Origin of the sequence: Streptomyces sp. NPDC093065 (assembly GCF_044754585.1) — a bacterium.
Taxonomy (GTDB): Bacteria; Actinomycetota; Actinomycetes; order Streptomycetales; family Streptomycetaceae; genus Streptomyces.
Map to the genome: position 1 here is coordinate 81,694 of NZ_JBIVPJ010000009.1, position 20,355 is coordinate 102,048.

Sequence of the window (20,355 nt, forward strand, 5' to 3'; positions counted from 1 at the left end):
TCCGTCGCCCCGTACGGTACGGAACGACGGAGGCCGGCGGGGAGGTTCCGTGCGCAACGAATGCCGGACGGGGCGTCAGCAGTTCGCGAGGTAGCCCTGCAGGGCGGACTTCTCCGCCGAGTCGACCGAGAGGTCGTAGTAGTACTTCACCTGCACCCAGGCGCGCACGTACGTGCAGCGGTAGGCGCTGCGCGAGGGCATCCACGTGGCCGGGTCCTGGTCGCCCTTGGACTGGTTGACGTTGTCGGTGACCGCGATGAGCTGAGGCCGGGTCAGGTCGTTGGCGAAGGACTGACGGCGCGAGGTGGTCCAGGAGCCGGCGCCCGAGTCCCAGGCCTCGGCGAGCGGGACGACGTGGTCGATGTCCACGTCGGAGGAGGCGGACCAGGTGGCGCCGTCGTAGGGGGAGTACCAGGTGCCGCTGGTGGCGGCGCAGGAGGAGTTGGTGACGACGTTCTCGCCGTCGCGCTTGAGGATCGTCTCGCGGGTGTTGCAGGAGCCGGACTGGGTGATCCAGTGCGGGAAGAGGTCGCGGTCGTAGCCGGTGCGGTTCTCCGTGGCCACCGTGAGGGAGGAGAGGTAGGAGCGGGCGGTGGCGGCGCTGACCGGGGTGGGGAGGGCGGCGGAGGCGGCCGGGCCGTTGAGGAGCCCGGCGGAGGCTATGAGCCCGGTGAGCGCGGCGAGGAAACCGAGCCGTCGACGCGCGTAGAACTTCGGCATGCGAACTCCCTTGGAGTGTGGGGGTGTTGGGACGCGGGCAGGGGAATGCTCGCGACGCCGCATGGCGCACAGGTGTGCGGTCGGTTAGAAGTTAGTGACGTGTGCATGGCACGTCTAGGAGTGCGACGGGACTCGTGACAAGAGTCGCGGGCGGGACCTTCGGCCCTCGGTCCCGGCCGGAGGGTCGCGTACTATGGACGGCGCAGAAGGGGAGTAGCTCTTCGCCGGACCGTCGACATACTGCTCAGCACGCCTGAGCCGGCGCCCGGAGGCAGGCCTCGTGCGCGAGGCCGGCCAGCGAGACCTTCGGCAAGCAGTGCACGCCCGTGCCGTACGGCACGGGTGGATCCGTGTGCTGCCGTGCCGAGGTGTTTCGCGTCGCGGGTCGTGAAGTCCGCGCAACCAGCACTCTCGGTGGGGTGGCCCCGACCGATTGAGGAACCTTGATCAGCCTGACCGTGACGGCGCTCGTCTTCGGTGTCGTCTTCCTCGCCGAGCTGCCGGACAAGACCGCGCTCGCCGGCCTCGTCCTCGGCACCCGCTACCGCGCCTCGTACGTCTTCGCGGGCGTCGCCGCCGCCTTCCTGCTGCACGTCGTGCTCGCGGTCGCGGCCGGCAGCGTGCTGACCCTGCTGCCGCGGCAGATCGTGCACGCGGTGACCGGGGTGCTGTTCCTGGGCGGCGCCGCCGTGCTGCTGATGAAGAAGGACGACGAGGACGAGGAGATCCGCAAGCCGCGGGACCAGTCCTTCTGGAAGGTCGCCGGGGCGGGATTCATGCTCATCCTGGTCGCCGAGTTCGGCGACCTGACGCAGATCATGACGGCCAACCTCGCCGCCCGCTACGACGATCCGCTCTCCGTCGGCCTCGGCGCGGTGCTCGCGCTGTGGGCGGTGGCCGGGCTCGGCATCGTCGGTGGAAAGGCCCTGATGAAGCGGGTGCCGCTGGGTCTGATCACGAAGATCGCGGCCGTGCTCATGCTGGGTCTTGGCGTGTGGAGCCTGTGGGAGGCGATCGCCGGCTGAGCGGGGCCGGCGGGGGGTCGGCGGGCCCCGGTGGGGCGGGCCCGCTGGCGCGATCCCCGGTCTGTTTTGTACCGTGGGTGAACAAAGTGGCTCCCGCCCGTTCTCCCTGACCGGCGGGCGGGGCCGCCTTGTTTCCTCCCCGCGCCTTGGAGTCTGCCGATGACGGCCACCGCCACCACCGTTCTGCCCGCCCGTGCCCTGCTGCTCGACATGGACGGCACCCTCGTCAACTCGGACGCCGTCGTCGAGCGCGTCTGGCGGCGCTGGGCCGACCGGCACGGGCTGGACGGCGACGAGGTCATGAAGGTCGTCCACGGACGGCAGGGCTACGCCTCGATGGCGCTGCTGCTGCCGGACCGGCCCATGGAGCAGAACCACGCCGACAACGCGCGCATGCTCGCCGAGGAGACCGCCGACACCGAGGGCGTCGTCGCGATCCCCGGGGCGCCTCAGTTCCTCGCCTCGCTGCGCGGTCTGCCGCACGCCCTGGTCACCTCGGCCGACGTGGCCCTGTCCACCGCGCGGATGGCCGCCGCCGGGCTCGCGCAGCCGGACGTCCGGGTCACCGCCGAGTCGGTCGGCGCGAGCAAGCCCGACCCGGAGGGCTTCCTCAAGGGCGCCGCCGAACTGGGCGTCGCCCCCGCCGACTGCATCGTCTTCGAGGACTCCGGCGCCGGCATCGCGGCCGGGCGCGCCGCCGGGATGCGGGTCGTCGGAGTCGGGCCGCGCGCCGGGCTCCACGGGCCGGACGTGGTCGTGGAGGACCTGACGCGGGTCCGCGTCGAGACCGACGAGAACGGCACGCTGCGCCTGCACATCGGCTGAGGGCCACCACACGAGCCGCCCCACGGCTCCCGCACCACGAGTCCGGTCGGGGCGGCTTTCGCCCCAGGGTGCGCGTGGTGGGGTTCTCGTGGCGCTGCGGCTCCCGTCGCGCGGCTCTCGCCCTGCTGGCCCGAGCGCGCGGCTCTGCCCTGCGGCTCCGGTCACGGCTTCCGCCTTGCCGGGGCCGGCTTGGCGGCTTCTGCTGTACGGCTTCCGTCGCGTGGTGCTTGTCCTGTGGGTCTGAGTGCGTGGTTCCCGGGTTGGGGCATCCGGTGTGGCGCCCGCTCTGGAGGGCCGGTGGCTCGGCTTCCGTCTTGCCGGCGCCGGTCGCGTGGCTTCAGCCCTACGGCTCCCGTCGCGCGGCTCTCGACTCGCGGGTTCGAGGGCGCGGTTCTCGGCCTGGGGCGTCCGGCGTCGCCTCCGCCCTCGGGGTCGGTGGGCGGCTCCAGCCCTACCGGGTCGGGGGCGGGGCTCTCGCTCACGGCACGTGGGGTGTGGCCGCCGTCCTGCGGCTTCCGTCGTGCGGCGTTCGCGGCTAGCGCTGTTGCGGTTCCGACTCGAGCCTGTGGCGGGTGTCCGGGCCGTAGACGCCGACCCCGTCGGTGTAGATGCCGCGGAACCACTGGTACTGGCGGACCGCGTCCTCGACCTGGCGGTTGAAGTCGCCGTTGAGGTCGCCCCAGTACATCCTCGGGTTCAACCCGGCCAGGCGCTGCTGGAGTTCCACGACCTCCGGGCCCTGGTCGCCGCGCTGCAGCGTGGGGCCGTCGCCCGGGGCGTCGTCGTCGTACTCGGACTCCTGCGAGGGGCCGTCGGCCGGCGCGGTCGTGCTCTGTGTCGGCTCGGCCGGCCGGGACGATGTCGGCGAGGTGCCGGCACTGCTGGACGGGGACGGAGGGGCCGAGGCGCTCACGCCGGCCGATGACGAGGCGGACGCGGCGGGGGAGGGGGACGCGGAGGGCGTCGGTGAGGCCGCGGAAGCGCTCGGTTCCGCGCTTCGGGACGCCTCGCCGATCGACGGGTCCGGCACGCTCGCCCGGACCTCGTCCGGCAACGCCCCGTCCCGCGACGGGGTGTCGTACGAGAACAACCCGCTGGCGTACCCCGCCGCGCCGACCACCACCACGACCGCACCGGCGGCACTCAGCAGCACGCCCTTGCGGCGCCCGCGCGGGGGCCGTCCGCCGCCCGTGCCCTCCGTCCCCGGGACCCGCGGGAGGGGTGCGGTGGCGGACGCCTCGAACAGGCGCAGGTCGTGCGCGCTGGGCGAGTCGGCCGAGGGGGCGAGGGGCGTCGGCAGCGCGGAGGTCGCCTTCGTACCCCCGTCGGGCGAACCGGCCTCGGCATCGGCACCCGCACCGGAATCGGCACCGGCGACGACCGCGCGCAGCGTCATGGTGGCGTCCGGGTCGGGCGCGGGCGCGACGGGGTGCTCACCGGGCGCCTCGGACGCGTCGGGCGTACCGGAGGGCTCCCCGGCCCCGTCCAGCTCGACGTACGGCCGTATGCGCAGCGGGTCGAAGTCCTCCGCCGCTGCCGCCTGGGCGGTGCGCGCGTCGCGCAGGGCGTCGGACGCCCTTGTTCCGCAGGCGCAGGACGGCGTGTTGTCCGCCGCCCTCGGTGTGCCGCACTCCGGGCACGAGGCCCTCGCAGGCCCCTCCTGCGACGGATCACTCTGCTGCTCCACGCGTTCGTCCCTCCCCTCGCGACTCCCCTCGCGAACTCCAGAGATTATGCAGATCTTCTCCACACTTCCGCGCACACGCCCCCGGAATACCGGCTTCCCGGAGGACTGAAACGGCCATATCCGGTCACACCGACCAGGATGGGCAGTGCGCGTCGGCACCCGTGAGAGTCATGACATCCGTGGAGGTCCACATGGCCGGAGATGTGCGCGAGAGGGCGGAGGCGGACCCGGAGCCACGGTCCGGTGCGCCGGGGGAGCGCGAACAGGTCGCCGGCGGCGTGCTCGTCTCCATCGGGGCCCTGCTGCTCGGCATGCTGCTCGCCGCGCTCGACCAGACCATCGTCTCGACGGCGCTGCCGACCATCGTCAGTGATCTGGGCGGCCTCGAGCACCTGTCCTGGGTGGTCACCGCGTACCTCCTGGCGGCGACCGCCGCGACCCCGCTGTGGGGCAAGCTCGGCGACCAGTACGGGCGCAAGAGGCTGTTCCAGCTGGCGATCGCGGTCTTCCTGGTCGGTTCCGCGCTGTGCGGCATCGCGCAGGGCATGTCCGAGCTGATCGCCTTCCGCGCCCTGCAGGGCCTGGGCGGCGGCGGGCTGATGGTGCTGTCGATGGCGATCGTCGGCGACCTGGTCCCGCCCCGCGAACGCGGCCGGTACCAGGGGCTGTTCGGCGCGGTCTTCGGCGCGACCAGCGTGCTCGGGCCGCTGCTCGGCGGGGTCTTCACCGAGCACCTCAGCTGGCGCTGGGTCTTCTACATCAACCTGCCTGTCGGCATCGTCGCGCTCGCCGTGATCGCGGCGGTCCTGCACATCCCGCGCCGCACCACCCGGCACGTCATCGACTACCTCGGCACCCTCCTCATCGCCTCCGTCGCCACCTGCCTGGTCCTGGTGGCCTCGCTCGGCGGCACGACCTGGGCCTGGGGCTCCCCGCAGATCATCGGTCTCGCGGTGCTGGCGGTGATCCTGGCCGTGCTCTTCGTCGCCGTGGAGCGAAGGGCGGCCGAGCCGGTCCTGCCGCTCAAGCTCTTCCGCGTCCGCACCTTCACGCTCTCCGCCGTCATCAGCTTCGTCATCGGCTTCGCGATGTTCGGGGCGATGACGTACCTGCCGACGTTCTTGCAGGTCGTGCGGGGTGTCAGCCCCACCACGTCCGGTGTGTACATGCTGCCGATGGTGTTCGGCCTGCTGCTGTCGTCCACCGTCTCCGGGCAGATCGTCAGCCGTACCGGCCGCTGGAAGGTGTTCCCCGTCGCGGGCACCGCCGTGACCACCCTCGGGCTGCTCCTGCTGCACCGGCTCGACGAGAACAGCGCCACCGCCGAGGTGGGCGCCTACTTCTTCGTCTTCGGCCTGGGCCTCGGCCTGGTGATGCAGGTCCTCGTCCTCATCGTGCAGAACGCCGTCCCCTACGAGGACCTGGGCGTCGCCACCTCCGGCGCGACCTTCTTCCGGTCCATCGGCGCGTCGTTCGGCGTGGCCATCTTCGGCACGATCTTCGCGAGCCGCCTCGGCGACCAGCTCACCGACGCCTTCCGGGGCGCCGCCCTGCCGCCAGGCGTTTCCGTGGACACCCTCAAGGCCGACCCGCGCGGCATCGGCGCCCTGCCGCCCGCGCTGCGCCCCGAGGCGATCCACGCCTACGCCTCCTCCATCACCGACGTCTTCCTGTACGCCGCCCCCGTCGCCCTCCTCGCCTTCCTCCTGGCCTGGTTCCTCAAGGAGGACCGGCTGCGCGGCTCGGTCACGGCGCCGGACGCCACCCAGACCCTCGCCAGCAACCCGGTCGAGCGGTCCTCGCACGACGAGGTGTGCCGTGCCCTGTCCGTGCTCGGCACCCGGGAGGGCCGCCGGGAGATCTACCGCAGGATCACCGCACGGGCGGGGTACGACCTGCTGCCCGCGTCGAGCTGGATGCTGCTGCGGGTCAGGAGGTACGGCCGGGTCGAGCCGGCCCAGCTCGCGGAGCGCAGCCCCGTCCCCCTGGCCACCGTGATGGCGGCCGCACGCCAGGTGGAGGAACGGCACCTGGCCGTCCGTGAGGGCCCCGACCTGGTCCTCACCGGCCGGGGCCGCGAGGTCGCCGAACGACTGGCGCTGGTCCGCGAGGACTCCCTCGCCGAACTGCTCGGCGACTGGTGGGGGCCGGACCGTCCGACCGACCTGGTGCAGCTCGTGCGGGAACTGACCGGCGAACTGTGCGGCTCGGACCGGGAACGCCCGCAGGCCAGGCGCACGGGGCGCGAGGGCGGGGAACGGCGCAAGGGGCGCACGCCCGCGCGGACCGGCTGAGCGACAGTCAGCGGCAGACAGCGGCAGACAGCGGCAGACAGCGGCAGACAGCGGCGGTCAGCGGCAGCCAGGGGGGGGCACGGTGTGCGCCGCCGTCAGGAGCCGTGGCGCAGCCGTTTGGCGAACCAGTGCTCGGCGTACGGACTCTCGTTGTACGCCTCGGTCTCGGTGTAGCCGAGGCGTGCGTACAGGGCGCGGGCCTCGACGAGGTCGCCGCGCGTGTCGAGGACCATGCGCTCGGCCCCGAGCGCCCGTGCCAGCTCCTCGGCCGCCCGTACGAGCAGCGCGGCGCCGCCCCGGCCGCGCATCCCGGCGTGCAGGAACACCCGGGTCAGCTCCGCGGTCGTGTCGTCGAGGAGCCGTACGCCCGAGGTACCGGCCGGTTCACCGCCGTGGCGCGCGACCAGCAGCCCGCCCCGGGGCGGCACGAGGTCGGCGCCGGGGTACGCGGCGATCTCCCGCTCCAGCTCTTCCGGGTCGGTGCAGCGTCCCTCGTGCAGCCGGTACCAGCGGTCGCTCACCTCCGTGTAGTAGGCGCGCCAGAGAGCGGCGGCGACGGGGGAGTCGTACGGTTCCGGGGCAACGGTCCAGGTCATGACCGGCATTGTCGGCAGGGGGCCGGCGGACGGAGCAAGCGTATTTTCCCACCGATGTGCCGTCGGCGCACGCCGTGCACCGTTTGAGCGCGGCCTCGGGGGCAACCCGAACCGCGAACCGGCCCGCTCGGAGAGCCGGCAGGCCGAAAAACCGGAAGGCACTCATGTCCACAGGCGTGATCATCGCTTTGATCGTGATCGTGGCGGTCGTGCTCGTCGTCGCGGCCGTCCTTGCCCTGCGCGCACGGGGCCCCCAGCACGGCGGAAACCTGAAGCGCCGCTTCGGGCCCGAGTACGACCTGGCCGTGGCCCGGCACGACGGCGACACCAAGGCCGCCGAACGCGAACTGACCGAACGGGTGCGACGGCACGGGTCGTTGCACACGCGTCCCCTGGAGCCCGCCGATCGCGAGCGCTTCGAGGCGGCCTGGACCTCGGCCCAGGAGCGCTTCGTCGACTCCCCGCGCGAAGCGGTCGCCGAGGCGGACCGGCTGCTCGCGGAACTCGCCGGCGCCCGGGGCTTCCCGGACGGCGGGCAGTACGAGGAGCAGCTCACGGCGCTGTCCGTGCACCACGCCCATCACGTCGAGGGCTACCGCCGCGTGCACCGCGCGACGCACACGGGTGTGGACGGCGCGGGGGACGGCGGTGGGGGCACGGAGGAGATGCGCGAGTCCATGGTCGAGGCCCGCGCGCTGTTCGAGGCCCTGATGCGCCCGGCCCGCCACGACGACGGCGGCGGTGGGCGGCGGGCCCGTACGGAAGCCGGTGAACCGGCACCCGAGGCCGCCCGTGCGCCGCACGCGTGGTCGCTCGGCAAGCGCCGGCCGAAGGAGAGCTGAGGCGATGACCGACGTGACACGCAAACACCGCACCACCGTCGGCCCCGACACCGCCGCCGGCCCCGACACCGCCGCCGATCCCGGCGCGGCCGCCGGCCCCGACACCCCTGCCGAGCCCGGCACCGGCGTCGGCTCCGGCACCACCACCCCGCCCGGCACCGTTTCCGGCACCCCGGTCGAGGGCGACACCGCGACCGCCCCCGCGTCCCGCACCACCACCGAGGCCGTCCCGGCGCCCGCTCCCGGGCCGACGGCCCCGGAGAGCACCCCCGCGTCGGCCCCGTCGGCCCGGTCGCTCCTCCCGTCCGGCGCGTCCGACCGGCTCGGTGAGCGGCTGCACCACGCGGTGGCCGGGTTCGTGGACGCGCCGCGTGCCTCCGTCGAGGAGGCCGACCGGGTCCTGGAGGAGATCGCCGCCGCCTTCACGGACGCCGTGGCGCACCGCAGGCAGACCCTGCGCACCTCCTGGCAGGAGGCCGGGCAGGACGGCGGCGCGCCCGGCACGGACACCGAGCAACTCCGCCTGACCCTGCGGGACTACCGCGAACTGGCGGACCGTCTGATGCGCCTGTGAACGACGGGCGTCACCGCTCCGCCCGGCCCTCCCGCCACTGCCGTACGACCTCTTCGACGTCGTAGGGCTTCAGACCCAGCGGAGGGCCGGGCGGCGGCTTGAACATGACCTCGCGGATCTTGACGTTGATCTCCTCGACGATGCGGCGGACCACCCGCTCCGACGGGGCCTTCGCCGCCGCCTCCAGGGCGTCCTCCGCCTCCTTGCGCAGGGCCAGCGTGGGCGGCAGCACGGAGAAGCCCTCGCGGGCCATCTTCCGCCTGACCCACCACAGTTCGTCGTAGGTGCCGTCCATCTCGCTCGGCAGGGGTTTGCCCGCGCCGGGCAGCTCGGCGAACTCACCGCGTGCGTCCGCGTCTCGAATCTGTTTGTCGACCCAGGACTCGAAGTCGACGCCGGGTGGCTTTCGCTCGGTCATGACCCCATTGTGCCGGACGCCGGACATCGCTCCACGGGCCGATCTATCATGCGGCGGCGGACAAGCCGACGGACCTCGAAGGAGCGCACGTGCTCGAACTCACCATGGCCGCCGTCACCGCGGCGGACGCGGGTGCCACGGCCGGTATGCAGATGGCCGACGCGCCCAGCGAGCCGGACGCGGTGCTGCGGGTGGGCAGGGACCGGTCCGTGTGCCGGCTGTCGACGCCCGACGACTGGCTGTTCGTCTCCCGGGTCCACCTGGAGTTCCGCTGCGGAGCGGACGGCACGTGGCGGCTGAGCTGGCTGCGCGGCTCCCAGCCGGACCCCTCCAGCGAGGTCCGGCTGACCGTCGGCGAACACCTTCAGTCCCTGCCGTACGGCGGCACCGTGCCGCTGCCCAGGGGCGGCAGCGGCGAGGTCGTGGTGCAGGACCGCGCCGAGCCGCGCAGCGTCAACGTCGGCTTCTACCACGAGGCGTAGCCCCACGCCCGACTGCCGGGCCGGCGGTCAGGCCAGCACGCGCGCCAGCGCGAACCCGTCGTACCCCTTGGTGCCGACCGTCTGGACCGCGGTGCCGCTGAGCCGCGGATGGCCGCCGATCAGCTCGATGGCGGCGCGGGTGCCGCGCACGTCGTCGGCGGTCTCGCCGGCGTCGGCCACCCGGCCGCCGCGGACCACGTTGTCGACGACGATCAGGCTGCCGGTGCTGGTGAGTCTCAGGGCCCACTCGAGGTAGTGCGGGTTGTTGCCCTTGTCGGCGTCGATGAAGACCAGGTCGAAGGGCGGCGGGTTCTCGTCGGCGAGCTCGGGCAGCGACTCCAGGGCGGGGCCCACCCGCACGTCGACGAGGGTGTCGAGGCCGGCGCGGGCGATGTTGCGGGTGGCGACCTCCGCGTGCCGGGCGCTGTACTCCAGGGTGACCAGGCGGCCGTCGGCGGGCAGGGCGCGGGCCAGCCAGATGGTGCTGTAGCCGCCGAGGGTGCCGATCTCCAGCACCGTGCGGGCGCCCTGGATCTGGGCGAGGAGCTGGAGGAGCTTGCCCTGGTTGGCGGCGACGTTCACCGGGGGCAGCCCGGCGGCGTCGCTCTCCCTGCGGGCAGCGGCCAGAGCGTCGTCGTCGGGCGAGAGGTGGGTGATGAAGTAGCCGTCGACGTCGTCCCAGAGCTGCGAATCGCTCATGCGGGGCCTCCCGTGTGCGTCGTTAACTACTCTAAGTAGGTGCACTAAGTAGATGCCCTAAGTAGGTCCGCTAACGAAGATACCCCCGTTGCCGGTGGTGCGCGGGTGTTACGCGGTCAGGGTGCGGCGGAAGAGCTGTCGGGAGCCGCCTTCCGGGCCGGGGGCCACCGTCTCGGCGGGGGTGAAGCCGAGGCGCTCGTAGAAGACGCGTGCGCCGCTCGCCACGGCGCCGGGGTGGTCGGCCCCGAACGTGACCACCTCGATGTGGCCCGGTCCCCGCACCCACCTGCGCATCGCGTCCCGCATCAGCGCACGGCCCACGCCGCCCGTGCGGGCCTGCTGCGACACGACCAGCCAGTGGACGTGGTGGACCGGCGCGTCCGCGCCGAACAGGAGCCCGCCGAGCAGGTCCGTGCCGGCGCCGGTGCCCGCGTCCGGGGCCGAGGGGACGGCGACGAGTGCCGTCTTCCGGCGGATGTGCTCGCGCACCGCGTCGTGGAACCCGGCGTCCTCGACCATCGGGCCGAACCAGTGCTCGACCTGGGCCGCCAGGCCGAGGAAGCCTTCGAAGTCCTGCTCGCGCGCGAGTCCGATCATCATCCCGGCAGTCTCGCAGACAGGACGGCTAGCGGCCCTCGACCGCCGGTGCCGAGCCCGGCAGCGGGCGTCCCGCCGACTCCGTCATGAACCACACCGCGACGCCGCCGACCACGGCCGCGGCCATCATGTAGTACGCGGGCATCATCATGTCGCCCGTCGCCCCGATCAGCGCCGTCACCACCAGCGGCGTCGTCCCGCCGAACAGGGACACCGAGACGTTGAAGCCGATCGACAGCGAGCCGTAGCGCACCCGCGTCGGGAACAGCGCCGGCAGCGCGGACGGCATCGACGCGGTGAAGCAGACCAGGAGCAGTCCCAGCGCGCCCATGCCCAGGGCCACCGCGAGCAGGCTGCCCTCGCGGATCAGCAGCAGCGCCGGGACGGACAGCAGCAGGAAGCCCGCGCAGCCCGCCGCGATCACCGGCCGCCGCCCGACCCGGTCGGTCAGCGCGCCCGCGAACGGCTGGACGACCATCATCAGCGCCATCACGCCCAGCACCACGAGCAGCCCGTGCGTCTCGTCGTACTTCAGCTCGCTGGTCAGATAGCTCGGCATGTACGACAGCAGCATGTAGTCGGTGACGTTGAAGACCAGCACCAGGCCGACGCAGAGCAGCAGCGCCCGCCACTGGCCCGTGATCATCTCCCGCAGCGGCACCTTCCGCCGCGTCGCCTCGGCCTTCTCGACCTCGGCCGCGAACGCCGGCGTCTCCTCCAGGCGCATCCGCAGATACAGGCCGACGATGCCCATGGGGCCCGCGATCAGGAACGGGATGCGCCAGCCCCAGGACGTCAGGTCGCCGTCCGACAGCAGCGCCGTCATCAGCGTCACCAGACCGGCACCGCCGATGTACCCGGCGAGCGTGCCGAACTCCAGCCAGCTGCCGAGGAACCCACGCCGCCGGTCCGGCGCGTACTCGGCGATGAAGGTGGACGCGCCCGCGTACTCGCCGCCGGTCGAGAACCCCTGCACCAGCCGCGCGGCGAGCAGCAGCACCGGCGCCCAGACGCCGATCGTCGCGTACGACGGGATCAGCCCGATGGCGAACGTGCCCGCCGCCATCATGATCATCGTCACGGCGAGCACCTTCTGCCGCCCGACCCGGTCCCCGAGCGGACCGAAGACCATGCCGCCCAGGGGACGCACCAGGAACGCCGCCGCGAAGGCGCCGAAGGTGGAGAGCAGCTGCGCGGTCGGGTTGCCCGACGGGAAGAAGACCTTGCCCAGCGTCACGGCGATGTAGCTGTAGACACCGAAGTCGAACCACTCCATCGCGTTGCCCAGCGCCGCCGCCTTGACGGCACGCCGGACGAGGGCGGGATCGGTGGCGGTGGGCGCGCCGGAGGCACGCGGGACGGACGGTGCGGGGGTCGTACCGGACGGAAGAGCGACAACGGGGGCGGCCGACAAAACTACGCTCGCCTGCTTTCGACGGGGACGGGGGACGGAGGCGGGGAACGCCACGACCCGCACGGCGGCGCTGTCGCCGGGCCGGAAAAGGCCCGCGGCACTCGGCCACGGGCAGAAAAGCGACCATAGGCGCTGATGCGCCGTTTACGCCCGGTATGCTTTTCGTTGCACTGTGCACCAAAATGGTGTACACGCAGGGGACATGCGCGCGCCGCGTGCGGTTCCGCCACCCGCGAGCTGTGATCCTTCTCGCTCCCCGGACCGGAAAGCGGGCGGCTGTCAGGTGGAACGGGGCCGCTCGCGTCTTCCTGCGGGGGAGGTGCGAGCCTCATAGGGTTCGCAGGGACGACACACCGCGTACACGAATGCGGTACGTAGGGTGTACGTGCGGACGGTACGGACGGGGCGGGAGGCCGACGAGGCGTGGCGAATGCGGAGCACAGTGGGCGACCGGCGGAGTCCTTCGGAGCCTCGGCCGCCGACGCGACCAGAGCACGGCTGCGCGTCGCACGCCTCGGCCTGTGGCTGATCGCCGCCGTCCTGGCCGTACGACAGGTGGCCGCGGTCCTCGGCACCCCGCGCGGGGAACGTCTGACGGACCTGGAGACCTGGGTCGGCGAGCACGGCGTCCTGCACGTGGAGGGGTCCCTCTACGACTCCACGCAGTTCACCGGCACCCCGTTCGTCGGCCTCGTCCTCAAACCCTTCACCCGCGCCGCCGAACAGGCCCTCGGCTGGGGCTGGACCTTCGGCTCGCTGCTGCTGGTCGTCGCCCTCGGCCTGGTCGCCGCCCGCGCCCTGCCCCAGCCCGTCGGACGCCGTACGGCGCTGCTGGCGGCGCCGGTCGCCATCAGCCTGCTGATGCTGTCCCTCCCGGTGCGCAACGCGTTCTGGCTCGGGCAGACCAGCATCATCCCGGTCCTCCTCGTCCTGCTGGGCTGCTTCGCCGTACGGGGAGTGCGGGGCGACCGCGTCGGCGGCGTGCTGATCGGCGTCGCCGCCGCCTTCCAGCCCACCGTCCTCCTCTTCGTACCCCTGCTGTGGTTCACCGACCGCAGACGCGCCGCCGCGACGACCGGGATCACCTTCGTCGTCTGCACCGCCGTCGCCTGGGCGGCCATGGCGCAGGACTCGTACACGTACTGGGTGCACCACATGGCCGGCGTCGGCCTCGGCGGCGAGGCCGACGACCTCGCCAACCAGTCGCTGCACGGCGTCCTGCTCCGCCTCGGCCTGAACGGCCCCCTGGAGATCGCCCTCTTCCTCCTGCTCGGTGCCGCCGTCGCCGTCCTCGCCCTGCGCCGGGCCGTGCGCTACGCCCGTGACGGGCAGCTGCTGCTCGCGGTCGCCGTCACCGGCTGCGCGGCCGTCGTCGTCTCCCCGGCGACCTGGCAGCACCAGCTGCTGTGGGTGCTGCCCGCGGTCGTCGGCCGGGTCGGCAAGCGGGCCTCCGACCGGTACGTGTGGCCGGTCGCCGTCGTCCTGGTGATGACGCTGCCCGCGAAGATGATGCTGCCGAACATGGCGGCGCTCTACCCGCTGCGGGACAACGTCGTGCTGCTCGCCGCGCTGGCCGCCGCGGTCGCCGTGCCCTTCCTGCCGCGTACGTCGCCGTACTTCCAGACCCCGGTGCCGACGGCCTACGCGCCGCCCGTCCCGACCCGCTTCAAGCACGTCCCGCTGCTGCCGTTCCTACGCCGGGTCCTCACCCGCCCCAACCTCCTCCTGGAGCTGCTGCTCATCCGGGTCACCTACGCCGCCTACTCCCAGGTGCGCCTCGCGGCGACCGGCGGCAGCAACTCGGCGGGCCGGGCGCGCGCCGAGGAGCACGGCACGCAGATCCTCGACCTCGAACGGTTCCTGCACCTCGACATCGAGCACACGATCAACCACGCGGTGGTGAAGATCGGCTGGCTGCGGGACTTCTTCGACTTCTACTACACGTCGTTCCACTTCGTCGTCCCGCTGACCGTCCTCGGCGTCCTGTACTGGCGCCGCCCGGTGGACTACCGCTGGGCCCGCGCCTCCCTGGGCTTCGCCACGCTGCTGGCCCTGGTCGGCTTCTGGCTCTACCCGCTGGCCCCGCCGCGGCTGATGCCGGGCCTCGGGATCATCGACACGGTGCACGGCGTGCAGGACTTCACGAAGCCGGACTACGGCACGCTGACGCACCTGACCAACCAGTACGCGGCGATGCCGTCGCTGCACTTCGGCTGGTCGCTGTGGTGCGGGGTGGTGATCGCGGTCATCGCGCCGAGGATGTGGATGAAGGCCCTGGGCCTGCTCCACCCGCTCTTCACCGTCTCGGCGATCGTGGCGACCGGCAACCACTGGGTCCTGGACGCGGTGGGCGGCGCCGCGGTGGTCGCGGCGGGCTTCGGACTGACGTACTGGTTCCAGGGCCCGCGCGCCAGGACGGTCACGGCCGTCACGGCGCTTACGGCGGACGAGGCGACGAAGCCGGCCGGGGAACCCGCGGCCGGCGTCAGCAGCGACCCCCCGGCCCCGGCGAAGGACCGTACCGCGAGCTGATCCGGTACTCGCCGGGCGCCTCGACCGTCAGCAGGGCGAACTCGCCGTCCCGCGTCAGGCACCCGCCGTCGCTGCGCAGCCACGGCGACCAGGCGACCCGCACGCTCACCGCGCCGGGCTTGTCCACGCGCAGCACCAGGTCGGCACCGGTGGTGGACACGACGGTGCCGGGCGCAGAGACGAGCGGTACGGCGTCCCGCACCCGGTAGACCTGCCAGTGCGCGTCCCGCCAGACCGGCTCCAGCCACTCGGGCCGCAGCTCCGGGTCCCGCACCAGCGCCGCTTCCGCCGTGGCCGGGCCGTCCGGTCTGCCGAGCGGGAGGACGACGAAGCCGACCGCCCAGCGGTCCAGCCACTCCCGGTAGGCGGCCACGGAGAAGGTGCCGTCGTAGAAGAGGCGGCCGCGTTCCACGTCGAGCTGCCGGTTCCAGCCGCGGGCCAGGTTGACGTGCGGGGCGAGCAGGGTGGCCTCGCGGTGATTGCGGGCGGGGACCACCTCCACCCGCGTGCGGCCGGCACCGAGCCCCTCCAGCGCGTCCACGACGCCGTCCGTCTCGGCGGCCCAGGCCGGCACGACGGTGGACACCCTCAAGTCGTCGACGGTCTTCTTCCCCACCCACCCGGCGGAGTAGACGAGCGCGACGGCCAGCAGCCCCGGCAGCAGCCACCCCGGCCGCCGCGTGCCGGCCGCGGGCGCCGGGCGCGGAGCGGAGAGCAGCGCGGCCAGCAGCACGGCGGGCGCGAACAGCTCCGCGAACCGCTCGACGTTCGTGCCGACCGGCGAGGCGATCAGATACGTCAGCACGGTCCCGAGCGCGTAGACGGCCCCGCTCCACCGGACCACCCGCCAGGTGCGCGGGGCCAGCACGGTGACGGCGAGGCCGAGCACGACCGGCGGCCATATGCGGTCCGCCGGCATGGGTTGCTCCCCGGTGAAGGGGAAGAGCAGCGTCGTCAGCCCGACGACGGCCGCCGGGGGTGTGAGCAGCACCAGGGCCCGCCGCCAGTCCCGTACCAGCAGGAACGCGGCCCCCACGACGGCCAGGAACAGCCCGGCCACCGGCGAGGCCGCCGTCGCCAGCGCCGCGTACCCGGCGGCGAGCCACGGCCGCCGCTCCCGCACCAGCGGCACGCAGGCCGCCAGCGCGAGGGCGACACCGAGCGCGAAGGTGGTCCGGCCCGAGGCGACGTCGCACCACAGCGCGAGCGAGGCGAGCAGCGCGGGCCACACGGGCCGGCGCACCCCGCCCCGCACCATCAGCACGGCCGCCAGCCAGGAGGCGGCGAGACCGGACACGACGGTGACGGTGCGCACGCCGAGCGCCGCCATCAAGTACGGGGAGACGACGCTGTAGTTGGCGGTGTGCATCCCGCCGTACCAGAACAGCCCGTACGCCGAACCCCCGTGCCGGGAGGCGAAGTCGGCCCACGCCTCCTGCGCGGCGAGGTCACCGCCGCCCGTGGCGAGAAACGCCCACCACACCGCGTAGAGCGGGATGGTGGGCAACGTGGCGAGCAGCGGCACGCGATGCCGGTGCCCGAAGGCGCGCAGGGCGTCGCCCGGCCGTCCGGACCGGCGCTGTTCGGGCCGGGGGACGGTGAGTTCGGCAGGGGCCACGGTCGGGGGGTTCCGTTCGGCGTCGTCGGGGGGTGCCCGGCGTGGACACACGTGCGAAGACGATAATTCGAACGGAAACGTTGGCCCGGACCGGGCCTGATTACTCGCCGGCGGCGGTCGCCCAGCCGACGAAGGCGGTGAAGGTGGCGGGGGCCAGGGTGAGGACCGGGCCCGCCGGGGTCTTGGAGTCACGGACGGCGACGGTGGCGTGGCGGGCCACCTCGGCGACCTCGACGCAGTTGCCGCCCTGGTCGCCGCTGTACGACGACTTGCGCCAGGCCAGGCGACCGAGCGGCGCGCACTCCAGGCATTCGCCGCCCTGGTCGCTGCTGTAGCTGGACTTACGCCACTGGATCGTCGTCGGCATCGCCTTGCTCGCCATAGCGTTCCTCCATCACCCGGCGGATCAATGCCGCCGAGTCCTTCAGGGAGAGCGCGGCGGCTCGAAGATGATCGTAACGGAGTGAACAGTCCTTGACGCTCTCCGGGTTGGCGGTCGGATGGCCGCTGCCGTACCTCTCCGTGTAGAGGATGGCCGGGTCGCTCGCGAAGCGGAAGATACTGAACGAGCCTGTGAGCCCCGGGTGCGCACCGGCAGAGAACGGCAGCACCTGCACGTTGATCCGGGGATTGTCCTCGAAGGACAAGAGGTGGCCCAGTTGGCCACGCATCGTCTCCCGCCCGCCGATGGTCTGAAGCAGCGCGGCCTCGCTGACGATCGACCAGAAGACCGGTGGACTCTGCGTCTCGAAGATGCGCTGGCGAGCGAGCCGCACGGCGGTGCGGTCGTCGAGGTCGGTCGGGTCGAACGTACCGAGCACGGCCCGTACGTAGGCGTCAGTCTGGAGCAGGCCGTGGACCATGTGCGTCTGGAACGCGCAGATCTCGACCGCGCGTGCCTCCAACTCGGCCATCTGTTGGAACCAAGCCGGAAGCTGGGTGCGCATCACCAATGTGACCAGCCGGGAAAGCAACCCGCCCGTCCCCAGCGCCGCGTCCACCCGTTCGCTGAACTCCGGCGTCGGCAGCTTCCGGGCCGTCTCGATCTGGCCCACCAGGGAGCCGGTGTAGTTGACGATGTCGCCGAGCTGCCGTTGCGTGAGCCCGGCCGCCTCCCGATGGCGGCGCAGCTCGAAGCCGTAGTAGTCGAGCGGTGACGCACCCGGGTCGAGGACGTTGATGTGGGTCATGCGCGGAGGCCCTCTCTCGTCCAACTCGGTCCACGGAGGGACCGGTTGTATCCGTTCCGTAGCCCACGGTAGTCGTGCGACGTCAGGCTCGTGCCGTGAACGAATACTTTCCCTCGGTCCTCGTGGGCCACTGCGCGAACCAGTACCGGATGAGCTTCACGGCCGGTGCGCACTCGGCGCGGCACGTCCGGCGCATCGTCCGCTCGTACCTGCGCGAGTGGGACCTCGCCGAGCTGACCGACGCGGTGGAACTCGGCGTGACCGAGCTGCTGGCGAACGTCGTGCGCCATGTCCCGGACCGCCGCTGCGCGCTGCTGTTGCAGCGGCGGATGGTCGGCGACGGGAGCGGGGTCCGGGTGGAGGTGGCGGACGGCAGCCCCCGGCAGCCCGTGCCGACCGGGCCGGTGAGCGACGACTCGGAGTGCGGCCGCGGGCTGGTGCTGCTGGACGCGGTGGTCGACAAGTGGGGTGTGGGGCCGGGGCCGAGGGGCGGCAAGACGGTGTGGTTCGAGTGCGGGGGCGCCCTCGCCCCGCCCCAGATGCATTGACCACGAGCGTTCTTCACCGCCGGCGTCTGCTGCCGCGCTTGTCAGTGGCCCCTGGCACCATGCGCGTATGGATACGGAGAGCAAGGAGAAGAAGACGCTTTCGGCGTTTCTCGCGGCTCAGCGGGCCAGTGTGCTGGCCATTGTCGACGGGCTCGACACGCAGGCACTGACCACGCCGGTCCTGCCCTCCGGCTGGACGCCCCTCGGGCTCATAGAACATCTGGGGCACGCGGAGAGGCACTGGTTCCAGGAGGTCGTCACCGGAGCGGCCGATCCGTTGCCGTGGTCCGACGACCACGCCCCGCTGACGACACCGCGAGCGCCGGAGGTGGTCTTCGCCTTCTACGACGACCAGTGCCGCCGTTCCGACGCGGTGATCGCCCGCACGCCGTTGTCGGCACTCCCGCGGGGTCGTCACCCCGAGCCCCTGGGGGACGAACTCGCCGACCTGCGCGGGATCATCCTGCATGTCGTCGAAGAGACCGCACGACACGCCGGACACCTGGACGTCGTCCGCGAACTCCTCGACGGCCGCACGGGGCTCGGACCTCGCTGAGCACCGGCCCCGCAACACCTGTCAGGTCAGGGACTCCTGCGACGGCACGACGACCCCGTACATGTCGGCGACGGTGGCGAGGGCGCCGTAGTGCACCTGGTGGGCGTCGAGTTCGGTGCCCGCGACCGGCAGGGCCCGGGTGGCACAGGCGTCGGCGACGACCGTGGGGCGGTGACCGCGCAGGAAGGCACCCTGGGCGGTGAAGGTCACGCACATGTGCGTCATGAAGCCGATGACGACGAGGTCGTTGTTGCCGGCCGCGTCGACGTGCTCGCCCAGGTCGGTGCCGTAGAAGGAGTCCGGCGCCTTCTTGGTGACGACGGGTTCGCCGTCGGCCGGGGCGACGCTCGGGTGGATCCGCCCGATCTCGGCCCGCACGTCGTACGGACTGCCCTCACCGCCGTCGTGGACGACGTGGATGACCTTGGCGCCTTCCCGGCGGGCGCGGGCCAGCAGCCGCGCGCCCGCGTCCAGCGCGGCCTGCCAGCCGTCCAGTTCCATTACGCCGGTCGTGTAGGTGTTCTGGTAGTCGACGAGGACCAGTGTGGAGTCGGCGAGCTTCGCGGGGGTGTCGTCGAGTCCGCTGAGGCGGCGCAGCGTGGTTCTGGGCATGGGAACTCCCTTGGATCCGGGTGTGGGTGAGGGCCGTTGGCCTGCTCCTACGACGCTACGGCTCGCCCGGCGATGTCGGCAATGTCGTCTAACCTGCAGATACCGACATGGCCGTGTGACCGCGGGAGGAACCGTGAACTCCGTCGGACGACTGATCGCCGTCGTGCTCTTCGAGGGCGTCGACCTGCTCGACGTCACCGGGCCGCCGGAGGTGTTCTCCCTCGCGCGACGCGAGACGGAGGACGCGGCGGGCTACGAGGTGCTGCTCGCCGCCGCGACCACCGGCCCGGTCGCCACTGCCGCCGGTGTCCGCGTCCTGCCCGACGTCACCTTCGACGACCTGTCCGCGCGGCGCATCGACACCCTGATCGTGCCCGGCGCGGTCGAGACCGACGCCCGGCGGCGGGTGCGGGCGGTCACCGACCCCGTCGTGGTCGAGTGGGTGCGGCGCCTCGCGGAACGGACCCGGCGGGTCACCTCCGTCTGCGTCGGAGCGCACGTCCTGGCCGCCGCCGGGCTCCTCGACGGCAAGAGGGCCACCACGCACTGGTCGACCGCGCGGCAACTCGCCGACGAGCACCCGGCGGTCGAGGTCGACGCCGACCCGATCTTCATCCGCGAGGGCGACGTGTGGACCGGCGCGGGCATCAGCTCCTGCCTCGACCTCTCCCTCGCCCTGGTCGCCGACGACCTCGGCGAGGCGGTGGCGCTGCGGGTGGCCCGGCAACTCGTGATGTACCTGAAACGGCCGAGCGGGCAGAGCCAGTTCAGCGTGCCGCTGGAGCAGGTCTCCACCACCCGGCGTGTCGAGGACCTCCGGCACCACATCATGCGCAACATCGCCGCGCCGCTCACCGTCGCCGAACTCGCGGCCCACGCCCACGTCAGCGACCGGCAGCTCACCCGCGTCTTCAAGACCGAACTCGGCACGACCCCGTACGCCTACGTCGAGTCGGCGCGCGTGGAAGCGGCACGCCACCGGCTCGAATCCACCGACGCGACCCTGGAACGCGTCGCCTCCGCCTGCGGTTTCGGCACCGTCGACACCCTGGTCAGAGCCTTCCGCCGCAGACTGGACACGACCCCGACCGAGTACCGCCGCCGCTTCCGGACGGGCGCGGCCTGA

General features: G+C 72.6%; 21 protein-coding genes. 10 read left to right on the plus strand and 11 right to left on the minus strand.

All coding sequences use genetic code 11. The features are described 5' to 3' along the window. Positions 1 to 75: 75 nt before the first annotated feature. Positions 76 to 720 carry an HNH endonuclease family protein gene (locus tag ACIQFU_RS17705; protein WP_402552478.1) on the minus strand — a complete coding sequence of 215 codons (645 nt, stop codon included), beginning with the start codon at positions 718 to 720 and terminating at the stop codon, positions 76 to 78. A gap of 443 nt (positions 721 to 1,163) precedes the next feature. On the opposite strand from ACIQFU_RS17705, the gene ACIQFU_RS17710 reads away from it, so the two are divergent. Both ACIQFU_RS17710 and ACIQFU_RS17715 read left to right on the plus strand, forming a co-directional pair. Continuing rightward, positions 1,164 to 1,745, plus strand: a complete 582-nt coding sequence (locus ACIQFU_RS17710) for a TMEM165/GDT1 family protein (RefSeq protein ID WP_402552480.1) — start codon at positions 1,164 to 1,166, stop codon at positions 1,743 to 1,745. A 159-nt stretch (positions 1,746 to 1,904) separates the two neighbouring features. Further along, positions 1,905 to 2,570 (plus strand): HAD family hydrolase, encoded by a 666-nt coding sequence (locus ACIQFU_RS17715; protein ID WP_402552481.1) that lies wholly within the window; start codon positions 1,905 to 1,907, stop codon positions 2,568 to 2,570. A 535-nt stretch (positions 2,571 to 3,105) separates the two neighbouring features. Here the strand turns inward: ACIQFU_RS17715 and ACIQFU_RS17720 are convergent. Then, a complete protein-coding gene (locus tag ACIQFU_RS17720) occupies positions 3,106 to 4,257 on the minus strand; it encodes a peptidoglycan-binding protein (RefSeq protein ID WP_402552483.1) in 1,152 nt (383 codons plus the stop codon). Positions 4,258 to 4,448: 191 nt separating this feature from the next. Here ACIQFU_RS17720 and ACIQFU_RS17725 point away from each other — a divergent pair, with 191 nt between their 5' ends. Further along, complete coding sequence (locus tag ACIQFU_RS17725) at positions 4,449 to 6,551, plus strand: DHA2 family efflux MFS transporter permease subunit (RefSeq protein WP_402552485.1); 2,103 nt, start codon at positions 4,449 to 4,451, stop codon at positions 6,549 to 6,551. A gap of 95 nt (positions 6,552 to 6,646) precedes the next feature. Here ACIQFU_RS17725 and ACIQFU_RS17730 read toward each other — a convergent pair whose 3' ends face one another. After that, positions 6,647 to 7,147, minus strand: a complete 501-nt coding sequence (locus tag ACIQFU_RS17730) for a GNAT family N-acetyltransferase (RefSeq protein ID WP_402552486.1) — start codon at positions 7,145 to 7,147, stop codon at positions 6,647 to 6,649. A 164-nt stretch (positions 7,148 to 7,311) separates the two neighbouring features. On the opposite strand from ACIQFU_RS17730, the gene ACIQFU_RS17735 reads away from it, so the two are divergent. Both ACIQFU_RS17735 and ACIQFU_RS17740 read left to right on the plus strand, forming a co-directional pair. Then, positions 7,312 to 7,989 carry a hypothetical protein gene (locus ACIQFU_RS17735; RefSeq protein ID WP_402552487.1) on the plus strand — a complete coding sequence of 226 codons (678 nt, stop codon included), beginning with the start codon at positions 7,312 to 7,314 and terminating at the stop codon, positions 7,987 to 7,989. Positions 7,990 to 7,993: 4 nt separating this feature from the next. Continuing rightward, positions 7,994 to 8,563, plus strand: a complete 570-nt coding sequence (locus ACIQFU_RS17740) for a hypothetical protein (protein WP_402552489.1) — start codon at positions 7,994 to 7,996, stop codon at positions 8,561 to 8,563. Positions 8,564 to 8,573: 10 nt separating this feature from the next. Here ACIQFU_RS17740 and ACIQFU_RS17745 read toward each other — a convergent pair whose 3' ends face one another. Next, positions 8,574 to 8,981 (minus strand): DUF1992 domain-containing protein, encoded by a 408-nt coding sequence (locus ACIQFU_RS17745; RefSeq protein WP_402552491.1) that lies wholly within the window; start codon positions 8,979 to 8,981, stop codon positions 8,574 to 8,576. Positions 8,982 to 9,070: 89 nt separating this feature from the next. On the opposite strand from ACIQFU_RS17745, the gene ACIQFU_RS17750 reads away from it, so the two are divergent. Then, entirely contained in the window at positions 9,071 to 9,463 is a 393-nt protein-coding gene (locus tag ACIQFU_RS17750; protein ID WP_402552492.1) for a hypothetical protein, read from the plus strand. A 27-nt stretch (positions 9,464 to 9,490) separates the two neighbouring features. On the opposite strand, the gene ACIQFU_RS17755 is transcribed toward ACIQFU_RS17750, so the two are convergent. The 3 genes from ACIQFU_RS17755 to proP form a co-directional block, all read right to left on the minus strand. Beyond that, positions 9,491 to 10,162: an O-methyltransferase gene (locus ACIQFU_RS17755; RefSeq protein WP_402552494.1), complete on the minus strand. Its 672-nt coding sequence runs from the start codon at positions 10,160 to 10,162 to the stop codon at positions 9,491 to 9,493. 108 nt (positions 10,163 to 10,270) lie between these two features. Beyond that, positions 10,271 to 10,762: a GNAT family N-acetyltransferase gene (locus tag ACIQFU_RS17760; protein ID WP_402552496.1), complete on the minus strand. Its 492-nt coding sequence runs from the start codon at positions 10,760 to 10,762 to the stop codon at positions 10,271 to 10,273. A 25-nt stretch (positions 10,763 to 10,787) separates the two neighbouring features. Next, positions 10,788 to 12,173, minus strand: coding sequence for a glycine betaine/L-proline transporter ProP (proP, locus tag ACIQFU_RS17765; RefSeq protein ID WP_402552498.1), 1,386 nt, complete (start codon positions 12,171 to 12,173; stop codon positions 10,788 to 10,790). A gap of 423 nt (positions 12,174 to 12,596) precedes the next feature. On the opposite strand from proP, the gene ACIQFU_RS17770 reads away from it, so the two are divergent. Next, the gene (locus ACIQFU_RS17770; RefSeq protein WP_402552499.1) at positions 12,597 to 14,705 is read left to right on the plus strand and encodes a bifunctional glycosyltransferase 87/phosphatase PAP2 family protein; all 2,109 of its coding nucleotides are present in this window, start codon (positions 12,597 to 12,599) and stop codon (positions 14,703 to 14,705) included. Here ACIQFU_RS17770 and ACIQFU_RS17775 read toward each other — a convergent pair. From ACIQFU_RS17775 to ACIQFU_RS17785, 3 genes are all read right to left on the minus strand, one after another. Beyond that, complete coding sequence (locus ACIQFU_RS17775) at positions 14,659 to 16,323, minus strand: hypothetical protein (protein ID WP_402552500.1); 1,665 nt, start codon at positions 16,321 to 16,323, stop codon at positions 14,659 to 14,661. The two genes, ACIQFU_RS17770 and ACIQFU_RS17775, sit on opposite strands and share 47 nt — an antisense overlap. A 100-nt stretch (positions 16,324 to 16,423) precedes the next feature. Further along, on the minus strand, positions 16,424 to 16,705 hold the full coding sequence (locus ACIQFU_RS17780) for a DUF397 domain-containing protein (RefSeq protein ID WP_402552502.1): 282 nt from the start codon (positions 16,703 to 16,705) through the stop codon (positions 16,424 to 16,426). Beyond that, positions 16,665 to 17,513: a helix-turn-helix domain-containing protein gene (locus ACIQFU_RS17785; protein ID WP_402552503.1), complete on the minus strand. Its 849-nt coding sequence runs from the start codon at positions 17,511 to 17,513 to the stop codon at positions 16,665 to 16,667. Before ACIQFU_RS17785 ends, ACIQFU_RS17780 begins: the two co-directional genes overlap by 41 nt. Before the next feature lie 95 nt (positions 17,514 to 17,608). Here ACIQFU_RS17785 and ACIQFU_RS17790 point away from each other — a divergent pair, with 95 nt between their 5' ends. Together ACIQFU_RS17790 and ACIQFU_RS17795 are read left to right on the plus strand one after the other, a co-directional pair. Beyond that, complete coding sequence (locus ACIQFU_RS17790; protein WP_402552505.1) at positions 17,609 to 18,061, plus strand: ATP-binding protein; 453 nt, start codon at positions 17,609 to 17,611, stop codon at positions 18,059 to 18,061. Positions 18,062 to 18,128: 67 nt separating this feature from the next. Continuing rightward, entirely contained in the window at positions 18,129 to 18,617 is a 489-nt protein-coding gene (locus ACIQFU_RS17795) for a DinB family protein (protein ID WP_402552507.1), read from the plus strand. 21 nt (positions 18,618 to 18,638) lie between these two features. Here the strand turns inward: ACIQFU_RS17795 and ACIQFU_RS17800 are convergent, their stop codons facing one another. Continuing rightward, complete coding sequence (locus ACIQFU_RS17800) at positions 18,639 to 19,229, minus strand: cysteine hydrolase family protein (protein ID WP_402552508.1); 591 nt, start codon at positions 19,227 to 19,229, stop codon at positions 18,639 to 18,641. Between the two features lie 133 nt (positions 19,230 to 19,362). Between ACIQFU_RS17800 and ACIQFU_RS17805 the strand changes: the two genes are divergently transcribed. Continuing rightward, a complete protein-coding gene (locus tag ACIQFU_RS17805) occupies positions 19,363 to 20,355 on the plus strand; it encodes a GlxA family transcriptional regulator (protein ID WP_402552510.1) in 993 nt (330 codons plus the stop codon).